The organism is Citrobacter sp. Cpo221 (assembly GCF_030332345.1).
Taxonomy (GTDB): domain Bacteria; phylum Pseudomonadota; class Gammaproteobacteria; order Enterobacterales; family Enterobacteriaceae; genus Citrobacter; species Citrobacter portucalensis.
Window position 1 is genome coordinate 309,600 of sequence record NZ_JAOWIA010000033.1, and the last position, 22,641, is coordinate 332,240.

21 protein-coding genes are annotated in these 22,641 nt (G+C 52.1%); 9 read left to right on the forward strand and 12 right to left on the reverse strand.

The window, feature by feature from the left end:
• Positions 1–90 precede the first annotated feature (90 nt).
• On the forward strand, positions 91–984 hold the full coding sequence (locus OGY72_RS05980; RefSeq protein WP_149280955.1) for a PhzF family isomerase: 894 nt from the start codon (positions 91–93) through the stop codon (positions 982–984).
• A 58-nt stretch (positions 985–1,042) separates the two neighbouring features.
• Here OGY72_RS05980 and nhoA read toward each other — a convergent pair whose 3' ends face one another.
• Entirely contained in the window at positions 1,043–1,888 is an 846-nt protein-coding gene (nhoA, locus tag OGY72_RS05985) for an N-hydroxyarylamine O-acetyltransferase (protein WP_286547386.1), read from the reverse strand.
• Positions 1,889–2,045: 157 nt separating this feature from the next.
• Here nhoA and OGY72_RS05990 point away from each other — a divergent pair, with 157 nt between their 5' ends.
• Both OGY72_RS05990 and OGY72_RS05995 read left to right on the forward strand, forming a co-directional pair.
• Complete coding sequence (locus tag OGY72_RS05990; protein WP_003833054.1) at positions 2,046–2,618, forward strand: flavin reductase family protein; 573 nt, start codon at positions 2,046–2,048, stop codon at positions 2,616–2,618.
• Positions 2,619–2,831: 213 nt separating this feature from the next.
• Positions 2,832–4,808: an alkyl/aryl-sulfatase gene (locus tag OGY72_RS05995; RefSeq protein WP_286547387.1), complete on the forward strand. Its 1,977-nt coding sequence runs from the start codon at positions 2,832–2,834 to the stop codon at positions 4,806–4,808.
• Positions 4,809–4,845: 37 nt separating this feature from the next.
• On the opposite strand, the gene pptA is transcribed toward OGY72_RS05995, so the two are convergent.
• Positions 4,846–5,073, reverse strand: a complete 228-nt coding sequence (pptA, locus tag OGY72_RS06000) for a tautomerase PptA (protein WP_286547389.1) — start codon at positions 5,071–5,073, stop codon at positions 4,846–4,848.
• 34 nt (positions 5,074–5,107) lie between these two features.
• Positions 5,108–6,112: a LacI family DNA-binding transcriptional regulator gene (locus OGY72_RS06005; RefSeq protein ID WP_166465409.1), complete on the reverse strand. Its 1,005-nt coding sequence runs from the start codon at positions 6,110–6,112 to the stop codon at positions 5,108–5,110.
• A 319-nt stretch (positions 6,113–6,431) separates the two neighbouring features.
• Here OGY72_RS06005 and OGY72_RS06010 point away from each other — a divergent pair, with 319 nt between their 5' ends.
• Positions 6,432–7,628, forward strand: a complete 1,197-nt coding sequence (locus OGY72_RS06010) for an L-talarate/galactarate dehydratase (RefSeq protein ID WP_032943493.1) — start codon at positions 6,432–6,434, stop codon at positions 7,626–7,628.
• Between the two features lie 74 nt (positions 7,629–7,702).
• Positions 7,703–9,013: an MFS transporter gene (locus tag OGY72_RS06015; RefSeq protein WP_164562772.1), complete on the forward strand. Its 1,311-nt coding sequence runs from the start codon at positions 7,703–7,705 to the stop codon at positions 9,011–9,013.
• Positions 9,014–9,082: 69 nt separating this feature from the next.
• Here the strand turns inward: OGY72_RS06015 and OGY72_RS06020 are convergent, their stop codons facing one another.
• Positions 9,083–9,700, reverse strand: coding sequence for a glutathione S-transferase family protein (locus OGY72_RS06020; RefSeq protein ID WP_286547394.1), 618 nt, complete (start codon positions 9,698–9,700; stop codon positions 9,083–9,085).
• Between the two features lie 111 nt (positions 9,701–9,811).
• Here OGY72_RS06020 and OGY72_RS06025 point away from each other — a divergent pair, with 111 nt between their 5' ends.
• Complete coding sequence (locus OGY72_RS06025) at positions 9,812–10,741, forward strand: LysR family transcriptional regulator (protein ID WP_126318048.1); 930 nt, start codon at positions 9,812–9,814, stop codon at positions 10,739–10,741.
• Between the two features lie 89 nt (positions 10,742–10,830).
• A complete protein-coding gene (locus OGY72_RS06030) occupies positions 10,831–11,820 on the forward strand; it encodes a zinc-dependent alcohol dehydrogenase family protein (protein ID WP_149384238.1) in 990 nt (329 codons plus the stop codon).
• Positions 11,821–11,855: 35 nt separating this feature from the next.
• Here the strand turns inward: OGY72_RS06030 and OGY72_RS06035 are convergent, their stop codons facing one another.
• The 7 genes from OGY72_RS06035 to OGY72_RS06060 are packed head-to-tail and all read right to left on the reverse strand — an operon-like array spanning position 11,856 to position 18,472.
• Positions 11,856–12,629: an amino acid ABC transporter ATP-binding protein gene (locus OGY72_RS06035; RefSeq protein ID WP_286547398.1), complete on the reverse strand. Its 774-nt coding sequence runs from the start codon at positions 12,627–12,629 to the stop codon at positions 11,856–11,858.
• Positions 12,613–13,539, reverse strand: a complete 927-nt coding sequence (locus OGY72_RS06040) for an amino acid ABC transporter permease (RefSeq protein WP_286547400.1) — start codon at positions 13,537–13,539, stop codon at positions 12,613–12,615. Before OGY72_RS06040 ends, OGY72_RS06035 begins: the two co-directional genes overlap by 17 nt.
• A gap of 9 nt (positions 13,540–13,548) precedes the next feature.
• Positions 13,549–14,058 (reverse strand): GNAT family N-acetyltransferase, encoded by a 510-nt coding sequence (locus tag OGY72_RS06045; RefSeq protein ID WP_003833076.1) that lies wholly within the window; start codon positions 14,056–14,058, stop codon positions 13,549–13,551.
• A gap of 10 nt (positions 14,059–14,068) precedes the next feature.
• The gene (locus OGY72_RS24890; RefSeq protein WP_502873544.1) at positions 14,069–15,001 is read right to left on the reverse strand and encodes an ABC transporter substrate-binding protein; all 933 of its coding nucleotides are present in this window, start codon (positions 14,999–15,001) and stop codon (positions 14,069–14,071) included.
• A gap of 12 nt (positions 15,002–15,013) precedes the next feature.
• The gene (locus OGY72_RS24895) at positions 15,014–16,327 is read right to left on the reverse strand and encodes an LLM class flavin-dependent oxidoreductase (protein WP_502873597.1); all 1,314 of its coding nucleotides are present in this window, start codon (positions 16,325–16,327) and stop codon (positions 15,014–15,016) included.
• A gap of 25 nt (positions 16,328–16,352) precedes the next feature.
• Positions 16,353–17,474 (reverse strand): amidohydrolase, encoded by a 1,122-nt coding sequence (locus tag OGY72_RS06055; RefSeq protein ID WP_286547403.1) that lies wholly within the window; start codon positions 17,472–17,474, stop codon positions 16,353–16,355.
• A complete protein-coding gene (locus OGY72_RS06060; protein ID WP_286547405.1) occupies positions 17,474–18,472 on the reverse strand; it encodes an LLM class flavin-dependent oxidoreductase in 999 nt (332 codons plus the stop codon). The genes OGY72_RS06055 and OGY72_RS06060 overlap by 1 nt, the downstream gene beginning before the upstream one ends.
• A gap of 516 nt (positions 18,473–18,988) precedes the next feature.
• Here OGY72_RS06060 and OGY72_RS06065 point away from each other — a divergent pair.
• Positions 18,989–20,530, forward strand: coding sequence for a methyl-accepting chemotaxis protein (locus tag OGY72_RS06065; protein ID WP_079937291.1), 1,542 nt, complete (start codon positions 18,989–18,991; stop codon positions 20,528–20,530).
• 279 nt (positions 20,531–20,809) lie between these two features.
• Entirely contained in the window at positions 20,810–22,252 is a 1,443-nt protein-coding gene (gene ansP / locus OGY72_RS06070; RefSeq protein WP_003833088.1) for an L-asparagine permease, read from the forward strand.
• A 41-nt stretch (positions 22,253–22,293) separates the two neighbouring features.
• On the opposite strand, the gene OGY72_RS06075 is transcribed toward ansP, so the two are convergent.
• Positions 22,294–22,515, reverse strand: a complete 222-nt coding sequence (locus tag OGY72_RS06075) for a YgdI/YgdR family lipoprotein (RefSeq protein WP_003833091.1) — start codon at positions 22,513–22,515, stop codon at positions 22,294–22,296.
• Positions 22,516–22,641: the final 126 nt, after the last annotated feature.

The window sequence follows — 22,641 nt, forward strand, 5'->3', positions numbered from 1 at the left end:
GATGCCCGGTAGCGCTTGCGCTTACCGGGCCTGCATCGCTATCCCGCTTTTTGTGCGTTATGATGCTTCTCCATTTCAGGGAGAACGCTAATGAAACCACAGGTTTACCACGTCGATGCCTTTACCCCGGTCCCTTTTCGCGGCAACTCAGCAGGTGTGGTTTTACATGCTGATGGACTGAGCGACGCGCAGATGCAGCTCATCGCTCGCGAGCTGCGTCATTCAGAAACCGCATTTCTGCTGACCAGTGACGACAGCGATGTTCGCATCCGCTATTTCACCCCGACGGTCGAAGTTCCTATCTGTGGGCATGCTACCGTCGCCGCGCATTACGTGCGGGCCAGGGTGCTGAGTCTGGGTAACTGCACGGTCTGGCAAACCTCGCTGGCCGGACGTCATCGCGTGGATATTGACGCTACCGGGAACGACTATCGCATTAGCCTTGAGCAAGGTGAACCGGGTTTTGAACCTCCGCTGGAGGGCGCTGTTCGTACTGCGATTCTCGATGCGCTGCACCTGAGCGAAGACGATATGCTGGCAGGCTTACCCATTCAGGTTGCCACGACCGGGCATTCGAAAGTGATGATTCCACTGAAACCCGAGGTGGATCTCGACGCCCTTTCCCCTGATTTACCGGCTTTGACCGCCATCAGCCAACAAATTGGCTGTAACGGTTTCTTCCCTTTTCAAATCCGCGAGGGCGAAAACGCCACTGATGGCCGCATGTTTTCACCTGCTATTGGTATTGTGGAAGACCCGGTTACCGGCAATGCCAACGGTCCAATGGGCGCATGGTTGGTCCACCATGGGCTGATGGCGCATGATGGGAAAACGTTACGTGTTCAGGGGCATCAGGGCCGTGCGCTCGGGCGCGACGGGATTGTTGATGTGACGGTGACTATCCGTGAAAACCAGCCGAAAAAAGTCACCATTACCGGTTCGGCGGTGATCCTGTTTCACGCAGAATGGGCGATAGATTTTTAATTGTTCCCGAAAGCCGGATAAGGCGATGACGCCGCATCCGGCATGACTTCCGATGCCCCTATTTCCCCGCCTCCGGATGCGTATCAAACGCCGCCATTACCGTCGCTAACTCATCTTCGGTAAACCCATGCTTCACGTCATCCACACCCAGTCCAAATCGTTCTTGCAACAACGCATACAAACTGGCGACGTCAGGCAAATTAATCTGCTCTACCGCATGTCCATCCTGATAATGGGTAAAGTGAAAATTGGTTAACGTTAATTTCCCGCCGTCGGGCAGATGACGGCACATCAGCAGATGATGGCGAAAATGTGATTGCGGCCAGTGTGCGGACCAGAAGTTGCCCATCAGATAATCGCTCTGATGCTGCACGACCAGATCGAAACGGTACATTGACTGCCAGTGTTCGTGATGACGGAACTGGAGGATCCAATCTTCACCTTCCTGAATCAGCCGATATTCGCCGTGTGGCGTCTTCTGCTCAGTGTTGGCCTGCAGACGAATTGGTGCTGTCAGCGTTTGCCCGCCGAAACCAACGTCGGCAATCCACTGTTCACCCTGTAATTCAATCAGCAACAAACGATGCGTGCGCGGCGGCAGGCTTGACGGATTTGCCAGTACCACGCGACCGAGAAGGCTACGTACGTTAAAACCGATTTCGCGTAGCGCGCGTTCAAACACGCCGTTCTGTTCAAAGCAATAACCGCCACGACGCGCCGTTACCAGCTTCTCTTCCAGCGACAAATCGTCAAGCTGCATCTCTCTTGGCAGTAATACGTCCAGGTTTTCAAAGGGAATCGCGGCGTTATGCAGTAAATGCAGCGCTTGCAAGGTTTCAATGTTGACGTTGGCCGAATCTGACCAGCCAATACGGACAAAGTAAGCGGTTAAAAAAGGCGTCATACGGAGTTCCTGTTCGATTAATGCAGTACTTATAACGTATTTTTCGTTTTACGCTGTCGATTTTGTGCGTTGTTAATTCCTGTGAGGCGACAAAATCGCTAATACCGTTAATATCTATGTTTATTGTGGTGTGTTATCTCTCAGCCAAGGAGCATCCATGAGCCATTTTCGTCCGATCGAATTAAAACATGCCAGCCGGCTACTCAATCATGGCCCAACGATATTGATAACCAGCCGGGATGAGCATACCGAGCGGCGAAATGTGATGGCTGCGGCATGGTCAATGCCCGTGGAATTTGAGCCGCCGCGGGTAGCAATTGTTGTTGATAAGACCGCCTGGTCGCGGGATCTCATTGAACGTAGCGGTAAATTCGGCATCGTTATTCCGGGTATCGCCGCCGTCAACTGGACCTGGGCCGTAGGCAGCGTTTCCGGTCGCGTGGAAGATAAATTCAACTGTTACGGCATTCCCGTGGTGCAAGGACCCGTGCTAGGTTTACCGCTGATAGAAGCGAAATGTCTGGCCTGGATGGAGTGTCGCCTGTTGCCAGCCACGGCGGCACAGGAAAAATATGACACTCTGTTTGGGGAAGTGGTCTCCGCTGCCGCTGATGAGCGAGCCTTCGTGGAAGGACGCTGGCAGTTTGATGATGGCAAGCTCAATACTCTGCATCACCTTGGGGCCGGAACGTTTATCTCCAGCGGGAAACGTATTATCGCAGGTGAATGATAGTATGCTAACGGATGGCAGTTCTGCTCTGTCATCCGCAACTGTTTTCTTAAAACCTCTGAAAAACCAGTTAGATAAATTACTCTGCCTTCCTTGCCTAATCATTCATGTGAATTATAGTTAATCTTGCACTAACTCAAATACCTAATCAAAACGCTATCCGTCAAAGCAGCATCCCCAACTGTACTTTTGAAGTGTCAGAGAGGTTTTACGATGCAACTTAATAGAATCGCACAAAGTTTTATACTTGCTGGGTTACTCACATCGTTTTCTGTTCCCCTTATGGCCGCTGAAGCCCCCAAAGACGCTACAGCCGCCACGCAACAAGCCAACAACGCGCTTTACAATCAACTGCCCTTCTCCGATAACACCGACTTTACCGACGCCCACAAAGGCTTTATCGCCCCACTCCCGCAGGACGTGATCAAGGGCGAGCAGGGAAATGTTATCTGGAATCCGCAGCAGTACGCGTTCATCAAAGAAGGCGATAAAGCCCCGGATACGGTAAACCCGAGCCTGTGGCGTCAGTCTCAGTTGATCAATATCAGCGGGCTGTTTGAAGTAACGGATGGCGTTTACCAGATTCGTAACCTCGATCTGTCAAACATGACCATTATTGAAGGTAAAGAAGGCATCACCGTCGTTGACCCGCTTGTCTCGGCAGAAACGGCCAAAGTCGGGATGGATCTTTACTTTAAAAACCGCGGTCAAAAACCGGTTGTCGCGGTAATTTATACCCACAGCCACGTTGACCATTACGGCGGCGTTCGCGGCGTTGTTGATGAAGCCGACGTTAAAGCGGGCAAAGTGAAAGTTTATGCACCAGCCGGCTTTATGGAAGCCGCGGTCGCTGAGAATATCATGGCCGGTAACGTCATGAGCCGCCGCGCGAGCTACATGTACGGCAACCTGCTAAAACCTGATGCCAAAGGCCAGGTCGGCGCGGGGCTGGGAACCACGACCTCAGCGGGAACCGTTACCCTGATTGCGCCAACAAATATCATAGAGAAAGATGGACAAAAAGAGGTCATCGACGGCCTGACCTATGACTTCATGCTGGCCCCGGGTTCCGAAGCACCGTCGGAAATGCTGTGGTACATCGAAGAGAAGAAACTGATTGAATCCGCTGAAGATGTCACCCACACCCTGCACAACACCTACTCCCTGCGCGGGGCCAAAATTCGTGAGCCGCTGCCGTGGTCCAAATACATCAACGAAGCGATTGTGCGCTGGGGTGATAAAGCCGAAGTGCTGATGGCGCAGCACCACTGGCCAACCTGGGGTAATGACAAGGTGGTCAGCCTGCTGAAAAGCCAGCGCGATCTGTATCGTTACATCAACGACCAGACGTTACGCATGGCTAACGAAGGTCTGACCCGCGATGAAATCGCCGCCAACTTTAAGCTGCCGAACTCACTGGCCCATACCTGGGCTAACCGCGGTTACTATGGTTCCGTGAGCCATGACGTAAAAGCGACCTATGTGCTCTACCTCGGCTGGTTTGACGGCAACCCGGCAACGCTGGATGAGCTGCCGCCGGAAGAGTCTGCGAAGAAATTTGTCGACTACATGGGCGGCGCTGACGCCATTTTGCAGAAAGCCAAAACCGACTATGACCAGGGTAACTATCGCTGGGTGGCTCAGGTGGTGAGCAAAGTGGTATTTGCCGATCCAAATAACCAGGCCGCGCGTAATCTGGAAGCGGATGCGCTGGAGCAACTGGGTTATCAGGCTGAATCCGGCCCGTGGCGTAACTTCTATCTGACCGGGGCGCAAGAGCTGCGAAACGGCGTAGTCAAAGGCCCAACCCCGAATACCGCCAGCCCGGATACCGTTCGCGCCATGACGCCGGAAATGTTCTTCGATTATCTGGCGGTGCATATTAACGGACAAAAAGCAGGTGATGCGAAGTCTGTATTTAACATCGATCTTGGCAGTGATGGCGGTAAATATAAGCTTGAACTGGAGAATGGCGTCCTGAACCATACCGCCAATGCCGAAGCGAAAGATGCCGACGCCACTGTCACGCTTAATCGCGATACGCTGAACAAAATCATCCTCAAAGAAGTGACGCTGAAACAGGCACAAGACAGTGGTGATGTGAAGATTACCGGTGACGGCGCCAAGCTTGATGCCATGCTCGGCTATATGGATAAATTCGAATTCTGGTTCAACATCGTTACACCATAAGCACAACGAAAACGGGCGGAAATCCGCCCGTTTTTTCTTACATGCTGTAGCCAGGTTTTTTAATCAACCTTGCCATCTGCGGCGCAATTTCCGCATCCCACACGCCCTGCCACGCCTCTGGCTCAACTTCATTGAGCGCCACGCTGACTGAACTGTCTTTGCTTTGCAAATGGCGAATAATAACCTCGGAAATATCCGCCGCCAGGGCGGTTTTTTGTTCGTCGGTAAGAGAGCGAGGAAAACATTTAATATCAACGTGCGGCATAGCAGATTCCTTATTGTTTTGGGTTGCAGGTAACTTATGCGGACTCTCGTTCTACCAGATGAAAACCGACATCAATAATATCGTCTTCACGCGGAATTTGTTCGATACGATCGGCAAGCAGTGAGGCAGCACGTTGCCCGATGGCCCGTCTGTCGACGCTGACGGTGGTGATGGCGGGCCGGTTGCTGGCAGCAAAATCCAGATCGCCAAAACCGATTACCGCTAACTCTTGCGGCACGCGTATACCGCGGCTCTCGGCTTCCATGATCGCCCCCTGAGCTAACGTATCTGAGCTACAGACAATGACATCAAACTCGCGATCCGCCAATAGCTGCGTCAATCCTGCGCGTCCCAATGCCAGAGAGGCCGGAAGCGGGACATCCACCTGTGTGTCAGCCGCAATACCATGACGACTCAACGCATCGCACAGTCCTTGTTTACGCTGGCCTGCCCGACGATCGGCTGTCCATAACAACCCCGGACGTCGATAACCTTTTTCCAACAGATAGTCTGCCACCGCCTGCCCGACCTTTTCATGCGAAAAGCCGACCAGCATATCGATGGGTGTTGGGGTTAAATCCCAGATTTCCACGACCGGGATGGCCGCATTAAGAATCACCTTTTTCAGCTCGGCGGTATGATGAATACCGGTAAGTACTACGCCATCCGGGCGACGAGAAAGCAGCGTCGCCACCAGCTCTGCCTCAGTTTGCGGCGTATAACCCGACACGCAAAGCAAAATGTGGTATCCGCGTTCTGCCAGTTCATCACTTAATGACTGGATAGTATCGACAAACATATTGTTGTTAATTTGCGGAATAACCACGGCGATAAGCTTGCTGCGACGTGACGCCAGTCCCCCGGCCAGTGCGTTGGGAATATAGCCGGTGGCGCGCACCGCCTGCATCACTTTTTCCACCGTTTTCGGGCGCACCAACTGCGGGGTATTCAACGCCCTGCTCACCGTCATGGGTGACAATCCCGCGGTACGGGCAACATCTTCCAGCGTGGGTGCGCGCGGTGGTTTGGGATTTTTCACTGTCGATGCCCTTGTCAAAAATCGCTGATTTATGCTGGCATTATTCATCATGATTTGGGCTATTGCCAGCGACTCTCGGCGATAACGCTGAGAAAACAGCAGCTTAGTTAATTATCGTTAATTAAAATGATAGCGCAATCACAACAGTTTGTGCATTTCTCCATAAAGTACTGGAATGTGACGTCGTTTATAATTTACCACCCTTTTCTCTCTGTATTTGTGAGCAATTGTTCAAATCGCAGTCAATTCGCTGGCACAGTGATTGCGCTAACATTAAAAATGATAGCGCAATCATTTGTTATCACCAGGAGAGAACAATATGTCTTTAAGTGCCAATTCCGATGCCGTGACCTATGCCAAATCGGCCAACGCCAAAACCGCAGCAGAAACCGGTGACCGTATTGAATGGGTAAAACTGTCTCTGGCTTTCCTTCCGCTGGCAACACCCGTGAGCGATGCCAAAGTGCTCACCGGTCGCCAGAAACCGCTAACCGAAGTCGCCATAATCATTGCCGAGATCCGCAGCCGCGACGGGTTTGAAGGTGTGGGATTTAGTTACTCCAAGCGGGCTGGCGGCCAGGGAATCTATGCGCATGCCAAAGAAATTGCCGATAACCTGTTAGGCGAAGATCCAAACGATATCGACAAGATCTACACCAAGCTGCTGTGGGCTGGCGCTTCCGTGGGGCGCAGCGGCATGGCGGTACAAGCCATCTCCCCTATTGATATCGCATTATGGGATATGAAAGCCAAGCGTGCAGGATTGCCGCTGGCAAAACTGCTTGGCGCGCATCGGGACTCTGTGCAGTGCTACAACACCTCCGGGGGATTCCTGCATACGCCGCTGGATCAGGTGCTAAAAAACGTGGTTATTTCCCGTGAAAATGGCATTGGTGGTATCAAACTCAAGGTTGGTCAGCCAAACTGCGCTGAGGATATTCGCCGCTTGACCGCGGTTCGTGAAGCACTGGGGGATGACTTCCCGCTAATGGTCGATGCCAATCAGCAATGGGATCGGGAAACCGCCATCCGTATGGGACGTAAAATGGAGCAGTTCAATCTAATCTGGATTGAAGAGCCGCTGGACGCCTACGATGTTGAAGGCCACGCCCAACTGGCCGCCGCGCTTGATACCCCAATAGCCACCGGTGAAATGCTGACCAGCTTCCGCGAACATGAACAGCTGATCCTCGGCAATGCCAGCGATTTTGTGCAGCCCGATGCACCGCGTGTGGGGGGAATTTCGCCGTTCCTGAAAATTATGGACCTGGCGGCTAAACATGGTCGCAAACTGGCTCCACACTTCGCTATGGAAGTTCACCTGCATCTGTCCGCCGCTTATCCACTTGAACCATGGCTGGAGCATTTCGAATGGCTGAACCCGTTATTTAATGAACAACTTGAGCTGCGTGATGGCCGGATGTGGGTTTCCGATCGTCACGGTCTGGGCTTCAGCATCAGCGAGCAGGCGCGCCGCTGGACGCAATTAACCTGCGAGTTTGGCAAACGACCTTAATGTATTTGGCGGGTAAGCAATACCCGCCCTCCTCCCCTACAAAAACGCTCTCAACCTTATGAAAGGAGTGGGTGATGAACACAATAATAAAGCGCACAAAAGTGCGTTACGGCATTCTGATATTTCTGTTTCTTGCGACCGTATTTAATTATGCCGATCGCGCGACGTTATCCGTCGTGGCGCCGATTATGAGCAAAGAATTAGGTTTTGATCCTGAAGCTATGGGGCTGGCCTTTTCTGCCTTCGGTATTTCTTATGTCATTATGCAACTACCCGGCGGCTGGCTGCTGGATCGCTATGGCTCGCGTCTGGTATACGGCTGCGCACTGATTGGCTGGTCGCTGGTGACTATGTTTCAGGGCACCATTTATCTGTACGCCAGCCCGCTTGTCGTATTGATTATCTTACGATTACTGATGGGTGCGATTGAAGCTCCGGCCTTTCCGGCCAACAGTCGATTAAGCGTGCAGTGGTTTCCTAATAACGAACGGGGCTTTGTTACCTCAGTCTATCAGGCCGCGCAATATATCTCGTTAGGGATCATTACGCCGTTAATGACGATTATTTTGCATAATCTCAGCTGGCATTTTGTGTTTTATTACATTGGGGCAATAGGCGTTATTCTTGGCATCTTCTGGTTGGTCAAAGTCAGAGATCCTATGCACCATCCAAAAGTGAACCAGCAGGAAATTGACTATATCCGGGAAGGCGGTGGCGAACCGTCGCTGGGTAATAAAAAAGAGCCACAGAAGATTACCTTTGCGCAAATTAAAAGCGTCTGCGTCAACCGCATGATGATTGGCGTTTACATCGGACAGTTCTGCGTAACGTCAATTACCTGGTTCTTCCTGACCTGGTTCCCTACCTATCTGTATCAGGCGAAAGGCATGTCGATCCTCAAAGTGGGGTTTGTTGCCAGCATCCCTGCCATCGCCGGTTTTATCGGTGGATTATTGGGCGGCGTTTTCTCCGACTGGCTATTAAAGCGCGGCTACAGTCTGACGATTGCCCGTAAGCTGCCGGTTATCTGCGGGATGTTACTTTCCTGCGTCATCGTTATCGCCAACTACACTTCGTCAGAATTTGTGGTGATCGCGGCGATGAGTCTGGCGTTTTTCGCTAAAGGCTTTGGCAATCTGGGATGGTGCGTTCTCAGCGATACCTCGCCAAAAGAAGTGCTTGGCATTGCAGGCGGCGTATTCAATATGTGCGGCAATATGGCCAGTATCATCACGCCACTGGTAATCGGCGTCATTCTGGCGAATACCCAGTCTTTTGATTACGCCATTCTGTACGTCGGTTCGATGGGGCTGATTGGCCTGATTTCTTATCTGTTTATCGTGGGTCCATTGGATCGTATTACGCTGACCCCTTCTGTCGCGTAATTTAAACTTATGGCGATAGTTCGCCCGCTGTTCCGGGATTTGCACTCCTGCGGAACAGCGTTTTTTTATTCAAATAATCTTATTGCTTTTCAGTACAGTACGCAGTCTCGGATGCTGACAAACCGCATCGGCGATGGCGCTAATATTCGGCGTGTTGTCCTGAAACCAGTCATGCCCTGGTCCCCAGGTGCGCATAACGGCAATGTAAATGTCCAGCAGTGTTAGCTGATCCCCAAATGCGTACGGCTCGGCGCTTAGCTGGTTGTTCAGCCACATATAGAGGGATTTACGGTACTCGATACAGTTCTTTTTCAACTGAGCCGGGGCGTCCGGTACCCATCGACCAGGATAATCGGCATAGGTAAACGTGGGATAGACATTTGCGACCAACCATATCAGCAGACGCTGAAACTGCTGGCGCTCAGGGTGCCCAACGGGTGGCGAAAGTTCAGGGCGACGATCGAGGATCATCAGCGCGATCGCCGCCGTTTCCGTCATCACGCTGCCATTTTCCAGTACCAGCGTGGGCACCTGACACAGTGGATTCATTGTTTTAAGCAACTCTCGTGCAGGGCCATCGCAGTCAAAACCGTCCACATCAATAAAGCTGTAAGGGATATCCGCCAGTGTGAGCATCACTTCACTGATGGCCGATCCCCAGCCCGGCACCCCATAGACCTTAATCATGCTGCAACCCCAAAGTTAAAACCCTAAGTGTAGAGCAGCATTCGACAACCTATGCAGGCATGATTATTACTTTCATAATAACAATGGTCGAATACCGGGGGAGAATAAGCAATGCGTTCCAGTATGTTTGAATACATGAACATTTTTGTACAGGTTGTTGAGCAAGGTGGATTTGCCAGAGCCGCAGATGTGTTACACCTGCACCGCCCTGCGGTCACCAAAGCTATCCAACATCTTGAAGACGATCTGGGGGCAAAGTTGCTTAACCGCACGACTCGTAAAGTGAGTCTGACAGAAGAAGGTGATGCCTTTTACCAACGCACAAAAATACTGCTCAGCGATGTTGATGACATCATGGCTTCTTTTTCACCTACTCGCCCGCCACGCGGAAAACTCAGGGTTAATGCTCCTCTGTCGCTTGCGCACTCCGTGTTAGTTCCTGCGCTGAAAGATTTCCAGTCGCGATATCCTGACATCGAGATGGTACTCACCTCCACCGACCGTAGAATCGATATGCTTGCCGAAGGCATCGATTGCATGATCCGTATTGGCGAGCTACAAGATTCGACCTTGATCTCCAGGCGGCTTGGTGAGGTCAAAATGGTGACCTGTGCTTCACCTGATTATCTGCAAAGGCAGGGGGTGCCGCAGGTGCCAGAGGATTTATCCCGACACCAGGCGCTTAACTTTTTTAGCGAGCGTCATCGCGAAGCGCTGGAATGGACCTTCATCAATAGAGGTAAAACCGAATCGTTCACCCCCGCAGGGCGGATAAGCGTTGATAACTCCGATATTCTGTTAACCGGCTGCTTATCTGGACTCGGCATTATTCGTGGCGTTCATGCTGTCCTTGCGCCCTATCTTCAGTCAGGCCAGCTTGTTGAGGTGCTGGCCGATTATACCGGAGAATCAAAACCAGTTTCGGTGCTTTACCCGGACAGACGTCATCTCGCCCCTCGGGTTCGGGTATTCATTGACTGGTTATGCGAACTTTTTAGCCAACAAAAACCGCGGCTTCAGGGATTATTACAAAATAAGTAATAATGAAGTTCCGCAACAGCGGTTTTTCACTCTCATCTGAGTCGTTAAATTGTGCAGACCCAATACAGAACAATTTACTGAGGTCTGCTATGTCTAAGGTCGTAGTTTTTAATCAAATTGGTGGCGCTGAAACCCTGAAGATTCAGGAGATGCAGGTTCCCGCGCCTGATGCAAATGAGGTTCAGATCCGCGTGCGGGCTATTGGTATCAACCGTGCTGAAGTTATGTACCGCACCGGACAGTATATTTACCAACCTAATTTCCCGGCGCGACTGGGTTATGAAGCCGCTGGAGTCATTGAATCAGTGGGAGACAACGTACGTGAGTTTGCACCTGGCGATTACGTTAGCGTCATCCCGGCATTCAGCTTTCATCAATATGGAATGTATGGTGAAGTCGTTAATGCCCCCGCTCACGCGGTCGTAAAGCATCCACAAAACCTGAGCTTTACTGAGGCTGCTGCCAGTTGGATGATGTATGTGACCGCTTTCGGTGCGCTGGTTGAATATGCGGATATTAAGCCCGGTGATAACGTGCTGATCAATGCTGCTTCCAGCAGCGTCGGACTGGCGGCAATTCAGATTGCTAACATGCGGGGAGCAAAACCGATTGCGATGACACGGACCAGTGAGAAACGTGATCAGCTGCTGCAACTGGGCGCGGCAGAGGTTATTGCAAGCCAGGAGCAGGATCTGGTGGCCGAGATTCAGCGGATTACTGAGGGTAAAGGAACCCGCGTGGTGTTCGATCCGGTCGGTGGCCCAGCGGTGGCAAAAATTGCCCAAGTGATGCCAGCCGGTGGGCTCTTTTTCCAGTATGGTTCGCTTGATTCACGTGACCTTTCTATCCCGGTCATTGAGATACTCGGCCGTCATCTGACCTTCCGCGGCTATGAGATTTTCGAAATCACCACGGATGCAGAAAAACTTGCGCGGGCGAAACGGTTTATCTTTGAAGGATTGCAGTCTGGCCAGCTCAAGCCGCTGATTGATAAAACCTTTGCCTTTGATGATATCGTCGAAGCACATCAATACATGGAAGCCAACGGCCAGGTAGGCAAAATCGTCGTCACTGTATAACCTCTGTGCGGCACAGCATTGTGCCGCAATGTATCTCAAAGCACTTTCGACAAAAACTGCTGAGTGCGCGTGTGGCATGGATGATTCAGCACCTGCTCGCTGCTGCCCTGCTCGACGATTTTGCCATCGACCATAAACACCACCTGATCTGCGACTTCTCGGGCGAAGCCAATCTCATGCGTTACCACAACCAGCGTGGTTCCCGACTTCGCCAGCGCTTTAATGACATCCAGTACTTCACCGACCAGTTCAGGATCCAGTGCAGATGTAGGCTCATCAAACAGCATGACGCGCGGATTTAGCGCCAGCGCACGGGCAATAGCGATACGCTGCTGCTGACCGCCGGATAAGTGACGCGACCAGGCATCGGCTTTATTCCGTAACCCTACCGCATCAAGCAGTGTTAATGCCCGCTCGGTGGCGGCTTTACGCGTTGCCAGTCCGTGCGCAATGGGCGCTTCAATCAGATTCTCCAGAACCGTTAAGTGCGGGAACAGATTAAAGTTCTGGAACACATAGCCGACATTAACCCGCTGGCGCAAAATTTCCGCCTCTTTCAGCTCATACAGCTTGTCTCCCTGTCGACGATAGCCAATGTAATCGCCATCGATTTGAATAAACCCCTCATCGACGCGTTCCAGATGGTTGATGGTCCGCAGGAGTGTTGATTTCCCTGAACCGGACGGCCCAAGAATGACCGTTACCGTGCCGGGAGGGATCTCCAGAGACACATTATCCAGCGCTTTGTGGCGACCAAAGTATTTGCTAACGCCGGTAATAGAAATATGGCCTTCAGGCAAGCGGGACATGGACGGCCTCCTGCTGTGGGCGTTGACGACTGCGTTTTTCTGCACGACTTACCCGGGCGGTATTGATGGCTGAACGTCGTTCGCTGCGTGCCAGCGCACGTTCGACCAGGTGCTGAATTAACGACAGGACGCTGGTGATCACCAGATACCACACCGCACCTACCATCAACAGCGGGATCACTTCCTGCGTGCGGTTGTAGATCATCTGGATGGTGTAGAACAGCTCCGGCATTGCCAGCACGTATACCATCGCCGTCCCTTTCGCCAGGCTGATGATTTCATTGAAGCCAGCAGGCAAAATGGTGCGCAGCGCCTGCGGCAGAATAATCCGCAGCGTACGTCGCCATGCCGGTAAGCCCAGCGCTGCCGCTGCCTCGTACTGACCGTGATCGACCCCTAAAAATCCACCGCGAATAATTTCAGCGGTATAGGCGCTTTGTACCAACGTCAGGCCAACCACCGCAGTAGAAAACTGGCCGAGCACATTGATGGTCTCAAAACTTCTCCACTGAATGGGAGTGAACGGAATACCAATTGTCAACGTGTCGTACAGATAGGAGAAGTTGTACAAAACGATCAGCACCACAATCAGCGGTAACGAACGAAACAGCCAGATGTACCCCCATGCCAGACCGTTCAACATCCAGGAAGATGAAAGCCGCGCCAACGCCAGCAGACCGCCGATGACAATACTCAACAGCGTCCCGATCAGCGTCAGTAACAGCGTTTGCCCGAGGCCGGACAAGATAACCGGATCAAAGAACCAGCGGGCAAACACGCTCCATTCCCAGCGCGGATTAAACGCCACGGACTGAAGAATTACCGCAAGGGCAAATAAGGCAATGACCGCGCCTACGGTACGCATGGGATAACGTGCCGGTACGACTCTAATGCTATCTGTCGTTTTCATTTTCTCTCCTCAGGCGATTCTGGCCTGACCGGCAATAGTCAGCAGTTTGGTAAAGCGCAGCCGTCCATCAAACGGCGGCAGGCTGTACTCTTCGGGATCGCGCGTCGTATCAAATTGCGGATCGTAGCCCTGGCTTAAATAAAGTCTGACGGCCTCCGGCTGGCGAAATCCCGTGGTCAGATAAATCCGGCTGTAGCCTGCGAGCAGCGCTCTACGTTCCAGTTCCTGCACCACGCGCGCTGCCAGCCCCTGCTGACGCAGGCTGCTTTTTGTCCAGATACGCTTAATCTCGGCGGTGTCCTTGTCGTAAGGTTTGTAAGCCCCGGTGGCGATAATTTCGCCGCGGCGCTCCAGTACCACAAAAAGTCCCTGCGGCGCCAGATACCATTCGGTCAGTTCCACTTCAGCGTCGCGAGAAAAGTAATCGCCATAGCGGGCGGCATATTCACCGAACAGACCGTTCAAAATGGGCTGCAGTTCGCTGGCTTCCGGTGAGAGCACGCGAAATTGATCGCTCACGATGACCTCCTTAGTCGCCTAAACCGACCGGGTTGATTTCAGATTGTGGAATGCGTTCCACCCCTTCTCCCCAACGATTCAGCACCTTGTCATAGTCGCCGTTGCCAATCACGCCGTTGAGGGCGGTTTGTACCGGCAGAACCAGACCGCTGTCTTTTTTCAGCGTCACAGCGATATGTGCCGCTTTTGGCCAACCGCCATCAACGCTACCCACTAATTGCGTTTTACCGTTGAGTGCAGCTTTCCACGCGCCGATTACATTAGGACCGAAGTAGGCATCGGCGCGGCCTGACTGCAGGGCCAGGGTTTGCGCGGCATCATCTTTGGTATACACCGGCGTAAACGGCTGTAACCCTTTCTTCACGTTCTCATCGTTCCAGGCCAGCAGGATGGCTTCCTGGTTAGTCCCCGAACCGACGATAATGCGCAGTCCGGCGATATCTTCCGCCTGCTCGATTTTCTTCAGCTTGCTACCGGTTTTGACATAAAAGCCAAGAGAGTCCTTCCGATACGTCGCGAAATCGAATTTTTCTTTGCGTGCTTTGGTGACGGTAATATTGCTGATCGCGGCATCGTATTTGCCGGAAGTGACGCCCAACGGCCAGTCTTCCCATGACGTAGGTACAACGTTGAGTTCCAGCCCCAAACTGTCAGCCACCAGACGAGCGATGTCCGCCTCGCTGCCGATCAGCGTTTTATTGTCATCGGCAAAGACGGTCAGCGGCGGCTGGCTGAGCCCGGCAATCGCCACGGTGAATTTGCCCGGTACGGCCAGGTGCAGGTTTGCGGGCAACTGTGCAATCGCCTGCGGATTTTTTACCGTATTAATCGGCGCTTTATTGGCTTCCAGGCTTACGCCCGTGCCATTAATCGTCACCTCATTTGCCCAGACGGTAGCGCTGAAAGCCAGTGACAGCGCGAGGAATAGTGATTTTTTCTGCATAGCGTTTTTCTCTTATTGTGTGAATTGATTTGCAGGTGTCGCTAATCCCAGGCTTGCGCGCAGGGTCGTACCGGGATATTCATGGCGGAACAGGCCGCGCGCCTGAAGCTCGGGGACAACCTGTTCGACAAACCGCGGAAAGGTATCCGGCGTGCCACCCTGGATGATAAAACCGTCTGCGGCTTTTTCGTCGAACCACTGTTGCAGTCCGTCGGCAACCTGTTGTGGCGTGCCGCTGAAACGCGGACGAGGACTGGCCGCTTCCAGAGCAACCTGACGAAGTGTTAAACCACGCTCGCGTGCGTTGCGCTTGATCTCATCAGTCGTACTGCGAAAGCTGTTTTGTCCGAGAGAGCCCAGATCCGGGAACGGTGCGTCCAGCGGATATTGGGCAAAATCATGATGTTCAAAGTAGCGGCCAAGATAGTTCAGCGCGTCAGTAACGGAGACCAGCGCAGCGGTAGTCTGATACTGCTGCTCAACGTCCTCTGCGCTGTCGCCAACAATAACGCTAACGCCCTGGAATATATGCAGTTGATCGGGATGTCGTCCGGTGTTTTCCAGCTGACTTTTTACATCCTGATAGAACGCTTTCGCCTCTGCCAGCGACTCCTGATGGGTAAAAATGGCATCAGCATTCTGTGCCGCTAATTTTTTACCATCTACTGAAGCGCCCGCCTGAAATATAATCGGACGGCCTTGTGGCGTACGCCCAATATTTAACGGTCCGGCGACCTGGAAATAATCTCCATGATGGTTAAGCGTATGCAGTTTTTGCGGATTAAAAAATTCTCCACTTGTTTTATTACGGGTGAAAGCATCGTCTTCCCAGGAATCCCACAGCCCTTTCACTACCTGTAAATATTCATCGGCAATACGATAACGCTGGGCATGCTCTGGATGCTGAGCGCGAGAGTAGTTTTTTGCCGATCCTTCCAGAGGTGACGTAACCACGTTCCACCCGGCGCGCCCCTGGCTGAGATGGTCCAGGCTAGCGAACTGCCGAGCGGTAGTAAACGGCTCGCTGTATGATGTGGACACAGTGCCAACCAGTCCCAGATTCTGGGTGATGCTGGCCAAAGCGGATAATACCGTCAGCGGCTCAAAACGATTTAAAAAGTGCGGGATTGATTTTTCATTAATATACAGACCATCAGCGACAAAAATAAAATCCAGCTTCCCTTTTTCCGCAATAAGCGCCGTCTCTTTGACAAAATCAAAATTAATACTGGCATCGGCCTGAGCCGCCGGATGACGCCATGCGGACATATTTCCCGATGCGCCATGCAGAATAGTGCCGAGCCGTAGTTGCCGATTTTCAGCCATAATAACCCCTACCCAACAGGTAAACTTAAAGATGTGCGAATGCCGTTTTTGCTAACTGCACAAAATAATGCGCGGCAGGTTCAATTAAACGCTCGTCCGGATTGAATCCCGGGTGATGTAATCCGTATTCACTGGCGCTGCCAATACTGACAAATGCGCCAGGCGTATTTTGCAGGTAGACGGCAAAATCCTCCCCGCCCATATGCAGGTCGGCATGGTGGGTGGTGTAGCCTGATTGTTTCGCCACCGCGGTGGCAATATCGGCCCAACGATCGTCATTTACTAACGCGGTTGGCCCTGCATGCCAGATTACATCGATTTGTGCGCCAAAGGCGTGGGCAAATCCGGCGGCGATGTCATTAACCCGGGCCTTAACCTGCTGCTGTACCTGGGTTCGGTGCGTTCTGAGCGTCCCTTCCAGCTCAACGGACTCTGGCAGTACGTTCCATGTGTTTCCTCCCTGAATACGTGTCACGCTGAGCACCACCGAATCCAGCGTGTTAACGTCGCGACTGGCAACGCTTTGCAACACCGTGACCAGTTGGCTGGCGAGCAGAATGGCATCTTTACCTTCATGCGGACGCGCCGCATGTGCGCCCTTGCCATTTATGCGCAGTACGAAGCGGTCGACATTGGCATAAAATGCGCCGCCGCGTGTGGCAAATTCGCCCACCGGCAAACCGGGCTCATTGTGCATACCGAAAATAGCCGCTACGTTTTGCAGCGCACCGGCGCGGATCAACGTTTTTGCGCCGCCAAAACTCTCTTCAGCTGGCTGAAACAAAATACGTACTCGCCCCGGTAAGGTTGTTTCCTGTTGTTTTAGCAGAAGTGCTGCACCAAGCATAACGCTGGTATGGACGTCATGCCCGCAGGCATGCATCACGCCCGGCGTGAGGGAGCGAAACGGAACGTCGGCGCTTTCTTCTATCGGTAGCGCGTCGATATCCGCCCGCAGCGCGATGACATCTTCCCCCTGACCAATTTCCGCGACCAGACCGGTTTTCAGCTCGAATGGCAGAATGTCGACGTCCGCAGCGTGCAACCAGGCGTGAATGCGCGCCGTGGTTGCTTCCTCCTGTAGAGAAAGCTCCGGATGCTGATGTAGTTCACGACGCCAGTCGATAAGCGTTGAGCCGAGAGTCATCAGAGCACCTCCACGGCATTATGGGCTTGCGCCAACAAACGCAGCGATGTCAGACGCGCATGCCCTTGCGCCACTGGCGTGTCGATAATGAATTCGTCAATGCCAAATTGCGTATGCAGAGCATTCAGCTTTGCCATCACCTCCTGAGCGGTGCCGTGTAGCAACGCCTGCTCACGACGCGCGATTTTGCGTGGTGGGCTGCCAGACTGAGCGGCAAACGCCAGCGCCTGTTCTTCGCTGGGTACCGTGACACGTTGACCATCTTCCAGCTCCACGCCCCAGAGTTGTACGTTTTCCGCCAGTTGCGCAGCGGTGTCGTAACTGTCAGCCACAATCACCTGCACGGCGACTATCGTCGGGCGTGCACTGTGGGTCTGCCAGAAGGACAAAACGTCATGCAATAACGCTTTGTCACCATTGAGGTGCGCTGCGAAGATGAAATTCCAGTCGGATTGTGCTGCTAGCTGCGCGCTTTGCACACTGGCTCCCAGTACAAACCTTTCCGGTGGTATCGGTGGAATTGGCGTCGGGAATACCGTTTCCCCGCTTTCCGTTCCGCTCAGCGCCAGCCAATTGTTAAGCTGAGAAAGCTGGTCGGCAAAACTACCTTTTTCTTCCTGATGCAGTCCATGCTGTAACGCCTTGGTCGACAACGGTAAGCCGCCAGGGGCTTTCCCTACGCCGAGATCGACACGTCCAGGAGCCAGTGATGCCAGAAGATTGAAGTTTTCCGCCACTTTGTACGGGCTGTAATGTTGCAGCATCACGCCGCCGGAACCTACGCGGATATGCTGGGTTTGCCCGAGGATCCAGGCGATCACCAGCTCCGGCGATGGGCTGGCCAGCTGTGGTGTATTATGGTGTTCCGCGATCCAGAAACGATGGTACCCCCACTCTTCTGCCTGTTGCGCCAGGCGCAACGTCCGGGAAAGCGCGGTCGCGGCAGTTTCACCTTCCCCGATGGGGCTTTTATCCAGAATACTCAGGCGATATGACATGTTACGAGCCTATGTTTGTTAACATGTCTTTATTATTAATTTATCAAATAGCCATACTGAAACATTTAATTCACATTTGCTCAGCTAAAAAGTAGATAACAACCCCTGTCGCTGCCAGGGTTAAAATTTGGATCGCCCAGTACAGGTTGTAACGCCAAACTAAAAAAACACCCGCAATTAATAGCCTACGAAATATAATAGGGTCGTTGCCATCACGGTAATAACATTAAAATCATTTCATGCCAGTTTTCTTTTTACGAAAAGGTTTTTTAACGCGATTTACGTTAAGTCAGTTTAAACGACTTGTCACGTTATACGCTTGTATTAATTGTTTCAATTTTATGACGCAGGATGAATGATTTACATAGAAATTTTTATTTTAACTACTTCCACAGAATTGATGATTAGTAGAGAATGCAACGTTTCTTATTAAAACGGTCTAAAACAGATTTTTATATCCCCCGATTTTATTGCGGGGATTTTTGTATGGATTATACATAGCACCATGGGACCTCTATGAAAAGTAACATGCCCGTTACACAAATTGAGCACGCACTTAACGATAAAGCGACGCTGCTTTCTACGACGGATAAAGAAAGTCATATTACCTACGCTAACTCCGCGTTTATTGATGCCAGCGGATTTAACGAACAGCAATTAATGGGCGAACCGCATAATATTATTCGCCATCCCGATATGCCTCCCGCGGCGTTCGCCGATATGTGGTACACGCTACAGCAGGGAGACAGCTGGACGGGGATGGTGAAAAATCGCCGGCAGAATGGCGACCATTACTGGGTTCGCGCCAACGTTACGCCGGTCTGGCACAATGAAAAACTCACCGGCTACATCTCGGTGCGTACCGTTCCTTCGCGCGATGAAATAACTCAAAGCGAAAGCTTATATCATAAAATTAATAATCAGCAGCTTAAAGGATTTCGACTTTTTAAAGGCATTGTCATTCGTCGCGGAATATTGTCATGGGCATCAATGTTTAAATGGCTGAGCATTAGCCAGCGCGTCAATTATTCTTTAGGGGTAATCGCCCTGCTCGCTGTTCTATTTCTCTTCGCTCCTGTTAATCCATTTATTCAGGCGGGAGGGTTGCTGTTCTTATTTCTGATGCTTGCTATTTACCTTAAGTATCAAATTTGTCAGCCAGTTAATACGCTACTGACGCAAATGAAGAAAGTGGTCTCCGGGAGAAAACCTGATAACTGTCATTTAAATCGAGTGGATGAGATCGGAATGCTGATGCGTCTGGTTAATCAGTCCGGGCTTAATCTGAATTCACTGGTCGATGATGTCAGTACGCAAATATCCGGTATTCGCGCCATCAGTCAGCGGGTATCAAAAGAAGGTACGGCGCTGCACAAGCGTTCAGAAGAAACCTCTGCCGACCTGCAACAAACCGCTGCCGCCATTGAAGAAATTGGTAGCGCCGTACAGCAAACTGCTGAGACTGCGGCTCATACTATGACCATGGCCGATAAAACCAGCGCCAATGCGGCAGAAGGCGGCGATATTATGAAACAAACTATTGCCATGATGCAGGCGATATCGCGTGACAACGGGCAGATAGTCGACATCATCGGCGTTATCGACAGTATTGCTTTCCAGACTAATATTCTGGCGCTCAATGCCGCGGTTGAGGCCGCGCGAGCCGGGGAGTCCGGGCGTGGTTTTGCCGTTGTGGCGGCAGAGGTCCGTAATCTGGCGCAACACTCGGCGTCTGCAGCAAAAGAGATCAAACAACTGATCGAGAAGAACGTCGCCAACGTCAATAGCGGCGTCAAAATGGTGGAGCAAACGGAAACGCATCTCACCGGGATGATTGGCGATGTCCTGCAGATGTCGATGATGATCAAAGATATTAGTCTGGCGACGCGTGAGCAAACCCAGGCGCTGGATCTGATTAACGATTCTATTTCACGCGTTGGTACCATGACACACAATAACGCCGAGATGGTGGAGCGTGTCACCGATGCTACCGCCGATCTGACTCAACGTTCATCGCGCTTACAGCAGGCCGTTCAGGTCTTTGGCGTATCAGCATAACCTTACGGCGCTTATCGGATGAATGTCTCGATAAGCGCACACCTCTCCACGTATTTACACCCTTCTCTTTTATTTGCTGAATCGAGGCCACACCGCGCCAGTGCTGGCTGTACAAAATGCTGAATTCTTGTTATCGGGGCTTTGCGGAACCGAACAATTGAATGTAGGATGCTCGGCCGGCAGTTTTCACCCATAACACAATGAAGAGTAAGGCTGTTTTCGCCGCAGCTGGTGCGGCAAAAAGGATTTGGTATTTTTGTCAGGTCAACAGGAAAAGTAATGAACACAAACAACACGCAAGCCGCGGAACAACATGCGGCGAAACGACGCTGGTTGAATGCCCACGAAGAGGGGTATCACAAAGCGATGGGTAATCGACAGGTACAAATGATCGCCATTGGCGGCGCAATTGGTACCGGGTTGTTTTTAGGGGCTGGAGCACGCTTGCAGATGGCGGGTCCCGCTTTAGCGCTGGTTTATCTGGTGTGCGGTATTTTTTCGTTCTTTATACTGCGCGCGCTTGGTGAACTGGTTTTACATCGCCCTTCCAGCGGCAGCTTTGTCTCCTACGCTCGTGAATTTTTAGGTGAGAAAGCCGCCTATGTGGCTGGCTGGATGTACTTCATCAACTGGGCGATGACCGGCATTGTCGATATCACCGCGGTGGCGTTGTATATGCATTACTGGGGCGCATTTGGGGATGTACCGCAGTGGGTGTTCGCCCTCGGCGCGCTGGCTATTGTCGGCACCATGAACATGATCGGCGTGAAGTGGTTCGCGGAGATGGAGTTTTGGTTTGCACTGGTCAAAGTGCTGGCGATTGTGATTTTCCTGGTGGTGGGTACCGTCTTTTTAGGCACTGGAAAGCCGCTGGATGGTAACGCCACCGGTTTTCACCTGATCACCGACAACGGTGGATTCTTCCCACATGGCCTGCTGCCGGCGCTGGTACTGGTTCAGGGGGTGGTTTTCGCATTTGCCTCTATTGAACTGGTGGGCACTGCCGCTGGTGAGTGCAAAGATCCGCAAACCATGGTGCCAAAAGCGATCAATAGCGTTATCTGGCGTATTGGTCTGTTCTATGTCGGTTCTGTGGTGCTGCTGGTTCTGTTACTGCCATGGAATGCCTATCAGGCGGGGCAAAGCCCGTTTGTTACCTTCTTCTCCAAACTGGGCGTGCCGTATATCGGCAGTATCATGAATATTGTGGTGCTCACCGCGGCGCTTTCCAGCCTTAACTCTGGGCTGTACTGCACCGGGCGTATTTTACGTTCCATGTCGATGGGCGGATCGGCGCCTAAATTCATGGCTAAAATGAGCCGTCAACAAGTACCCTGGGCTGGGATCCTCGCCACGTTGGTCGTCTATGTCGTCGGGGTATTCCTGAACTATCTGGTGCCGTCGCAGGTGTTTGAGATCGTGTTGAACTTCGCGTCGTTGGGCATTATTGCGTCGTGGGGCTTTATCATGGTCTGTCAGATGCGTCTGCGCCGGGCCATAAAAGAAGGTAAAACGGCAGACGTCAGCTTTAAACTGCCGGGCGCTCCGTTTACCTCGTGGCTGACCCTACTGTTCCTGCTGAGTGTGCTGGTGCTGATGGCGTTTGACTATCCAAACGGCACCTACACCATCGCGTCATTACCGTTGATTGCCATCCTGCTGGTTGCAGGCTGGTTCGGTGTGCGTAAACGCGTCGCGGAAATCCACCGCACCGCGCCATAATGGCTGAAGGCCTGACAGGTTAACCCTTCAGGCCTTCTTTTTTAGTTCGCTTCAATCAACTGCGCTACATCGCTGCTGTTAATTTCCCGCGCATTTCCATCCTGATCGGTATAGCTGGTCATTCCCGTATCTTTATCCAGTTTTGGCTTGCCCTGGGTGGTAATGGTTTGTCCGCTTTTGGTCGTCATGACGTAATCGGTGGTGCATCCTGCCAGGGTAAACAGCATTACGCCTGCACAAAGACAGATAAATGGCTTTTTCATGGTATTCCCGTGTTATTCAGTTAGCCGTTGAGGGCGTAGTGTAAGTCCCTGAAGTGGGTCGGGCTACCGCCGGGGTGTAACGAGGCGTATCGTGGGGTTTAGAGAAATGACAGGAGGGGTTTCCCC

What these genes read in the sequence shown, in the direction of transcription:
- OGY72_RS06060 (WP_286547405.1), bottom strand. Translation starts at nt 18,472, where the DNA reads ATGTCATATCGCCTGAGTATTCTGGATAAAAGCCCCATCGGGGAAGGT.
- OGY72_RS05990 (WP_003833054.1), top strand. Translation starts at nt 2,046, where the DNA reads ATGAGCCATTTTCGTCCGATCGAATTAAAACATGCCAGCCGGCTACTC.
- OGY72_RS06065 (WP_079937291.1), top strand. Translation starts at nt 18,989, where the DNA reads ATGAAAAGTAACATGCCCGTTACACAAATTGAGCACGCACTTAACGAT.
- OGY72_RS05995 (WP_286547387.1), top strand. Translation starts at nt 2,832, where the DNA reads ATGCAACTTAATAGAATCGCACAAAGTTTTATACTTGCTGGGTTACTC.
- OGY72_RS24890 (WP_502873544.1), bottom strand. Translation starts at nt 15,001, where the DNA reads ATGCAGAAAAAATCACTATTCCTCGCGCTGTCACTGGCTTTCAGCGCT.
- OGY72_RS06015 (WP_164562772.1), top strand. Translation starts at nt 7,703, where the DNA reads ATGAACACAATAATAAAGCGCACAAAAGTGCGTTACGGCATTCTGATA.
- OGY72_RS24895 (WP_502873597.1), bottom strand. Translation starts at nt 16,327, where the DNA reads ATGGCTGAAAATCGGCAACTACGGCTCGGCACTATTCTGCATGGCGCA.
- OGY72_RS06025 (WP_126318048.1), top strand. Translation starts at nt 9,812, where the DNA reads ATGCGTTCCAGTATGTTTGAATACATGAACATTTTTGTACAGGTTGTT.
- OGY72_RS06030 (WP_149384238.1), top strand. Translation starts at nt 10,831, where the DNA reads ATGTCTAAGGTCGTAGTTTTTAATCAAATTGGTGGCGCTGAAACCCTG.
- OGY72_RS06075 (WP_003833091.1), bottom strand. Translation starts at nt 22,515, where the DNA reads ATGAAAAAGCCATTTATCTGTCTTTGTGCAGGCGTAATGCTGTTTACC.
- OGY72_RS06010 (WP_032943493.1), top strand. Translation starts at nt 6,432, where the DNA reads ATGTCTTTAAGTGCCAATTCCGATGCCGTGACCTATGCCAAATCGGCC.
- nhoA (WP_286547386.1), bottom strand. Translation starts at nt 1,888, where the DNA reads ATGACGCCTTTTTTAACCGCTTACTTTGTCCGTATTGGCTGGTCAGAT.
- OGY72_RS06040 (WP_286547400.1), bottom strand. Translation starts at nt 13,539, where the DNA reads ATGAAAACGACAGATAGCATTAGAGTCGTACCGGCACGTTATCCCATG.
- OGY72_RS06055 (WP_286547403.1), bottom strand. Translation starts at nt 17,474, where the DNA reads ATGACTCTCGGCTCAACGCTTATCGACTGGCGTCGTGAACTACATCAG.
- OGY72_RS06035 (WP_286547398.1), bottom strand. Translation starts at nt 12,629, where the DNA reads ATGTCCCGCTTGCCTGAAGGCCATATTTCTATTACCGGCGTTAGCAAA.
- pptA (WP_286547389.1), bottom strand. Translation starts at nt 5,073, where the DNA reads ATGCCGCACGTTGATATTAAATGTTTTCCTCGCTCTCTTACCGACGAA.
- ansP (WP_003833088.1), top strand. Translation starts at nt 20,810, where the DNA reads ATGAACACAAACAACACGCAAGCCGCGGAACAACATGCGGCGAAACGA.
- OGY72_RS05980 (WP_149280955.1), top strand. Translation starts at nt 91, where the DNA reads ATGAAACCACAGGTTTACCACGTCGATGCCTTTACCCCGGTCCCTTTT.
- OGY72_RS06020 (WP_286547394.1), bottom strand. Translation starts at nt 9,700, where the DNA reads ATGATTAAGGTCTATGGGGTGCCGGGCTGGGGATCGGCCATCAGTGAA.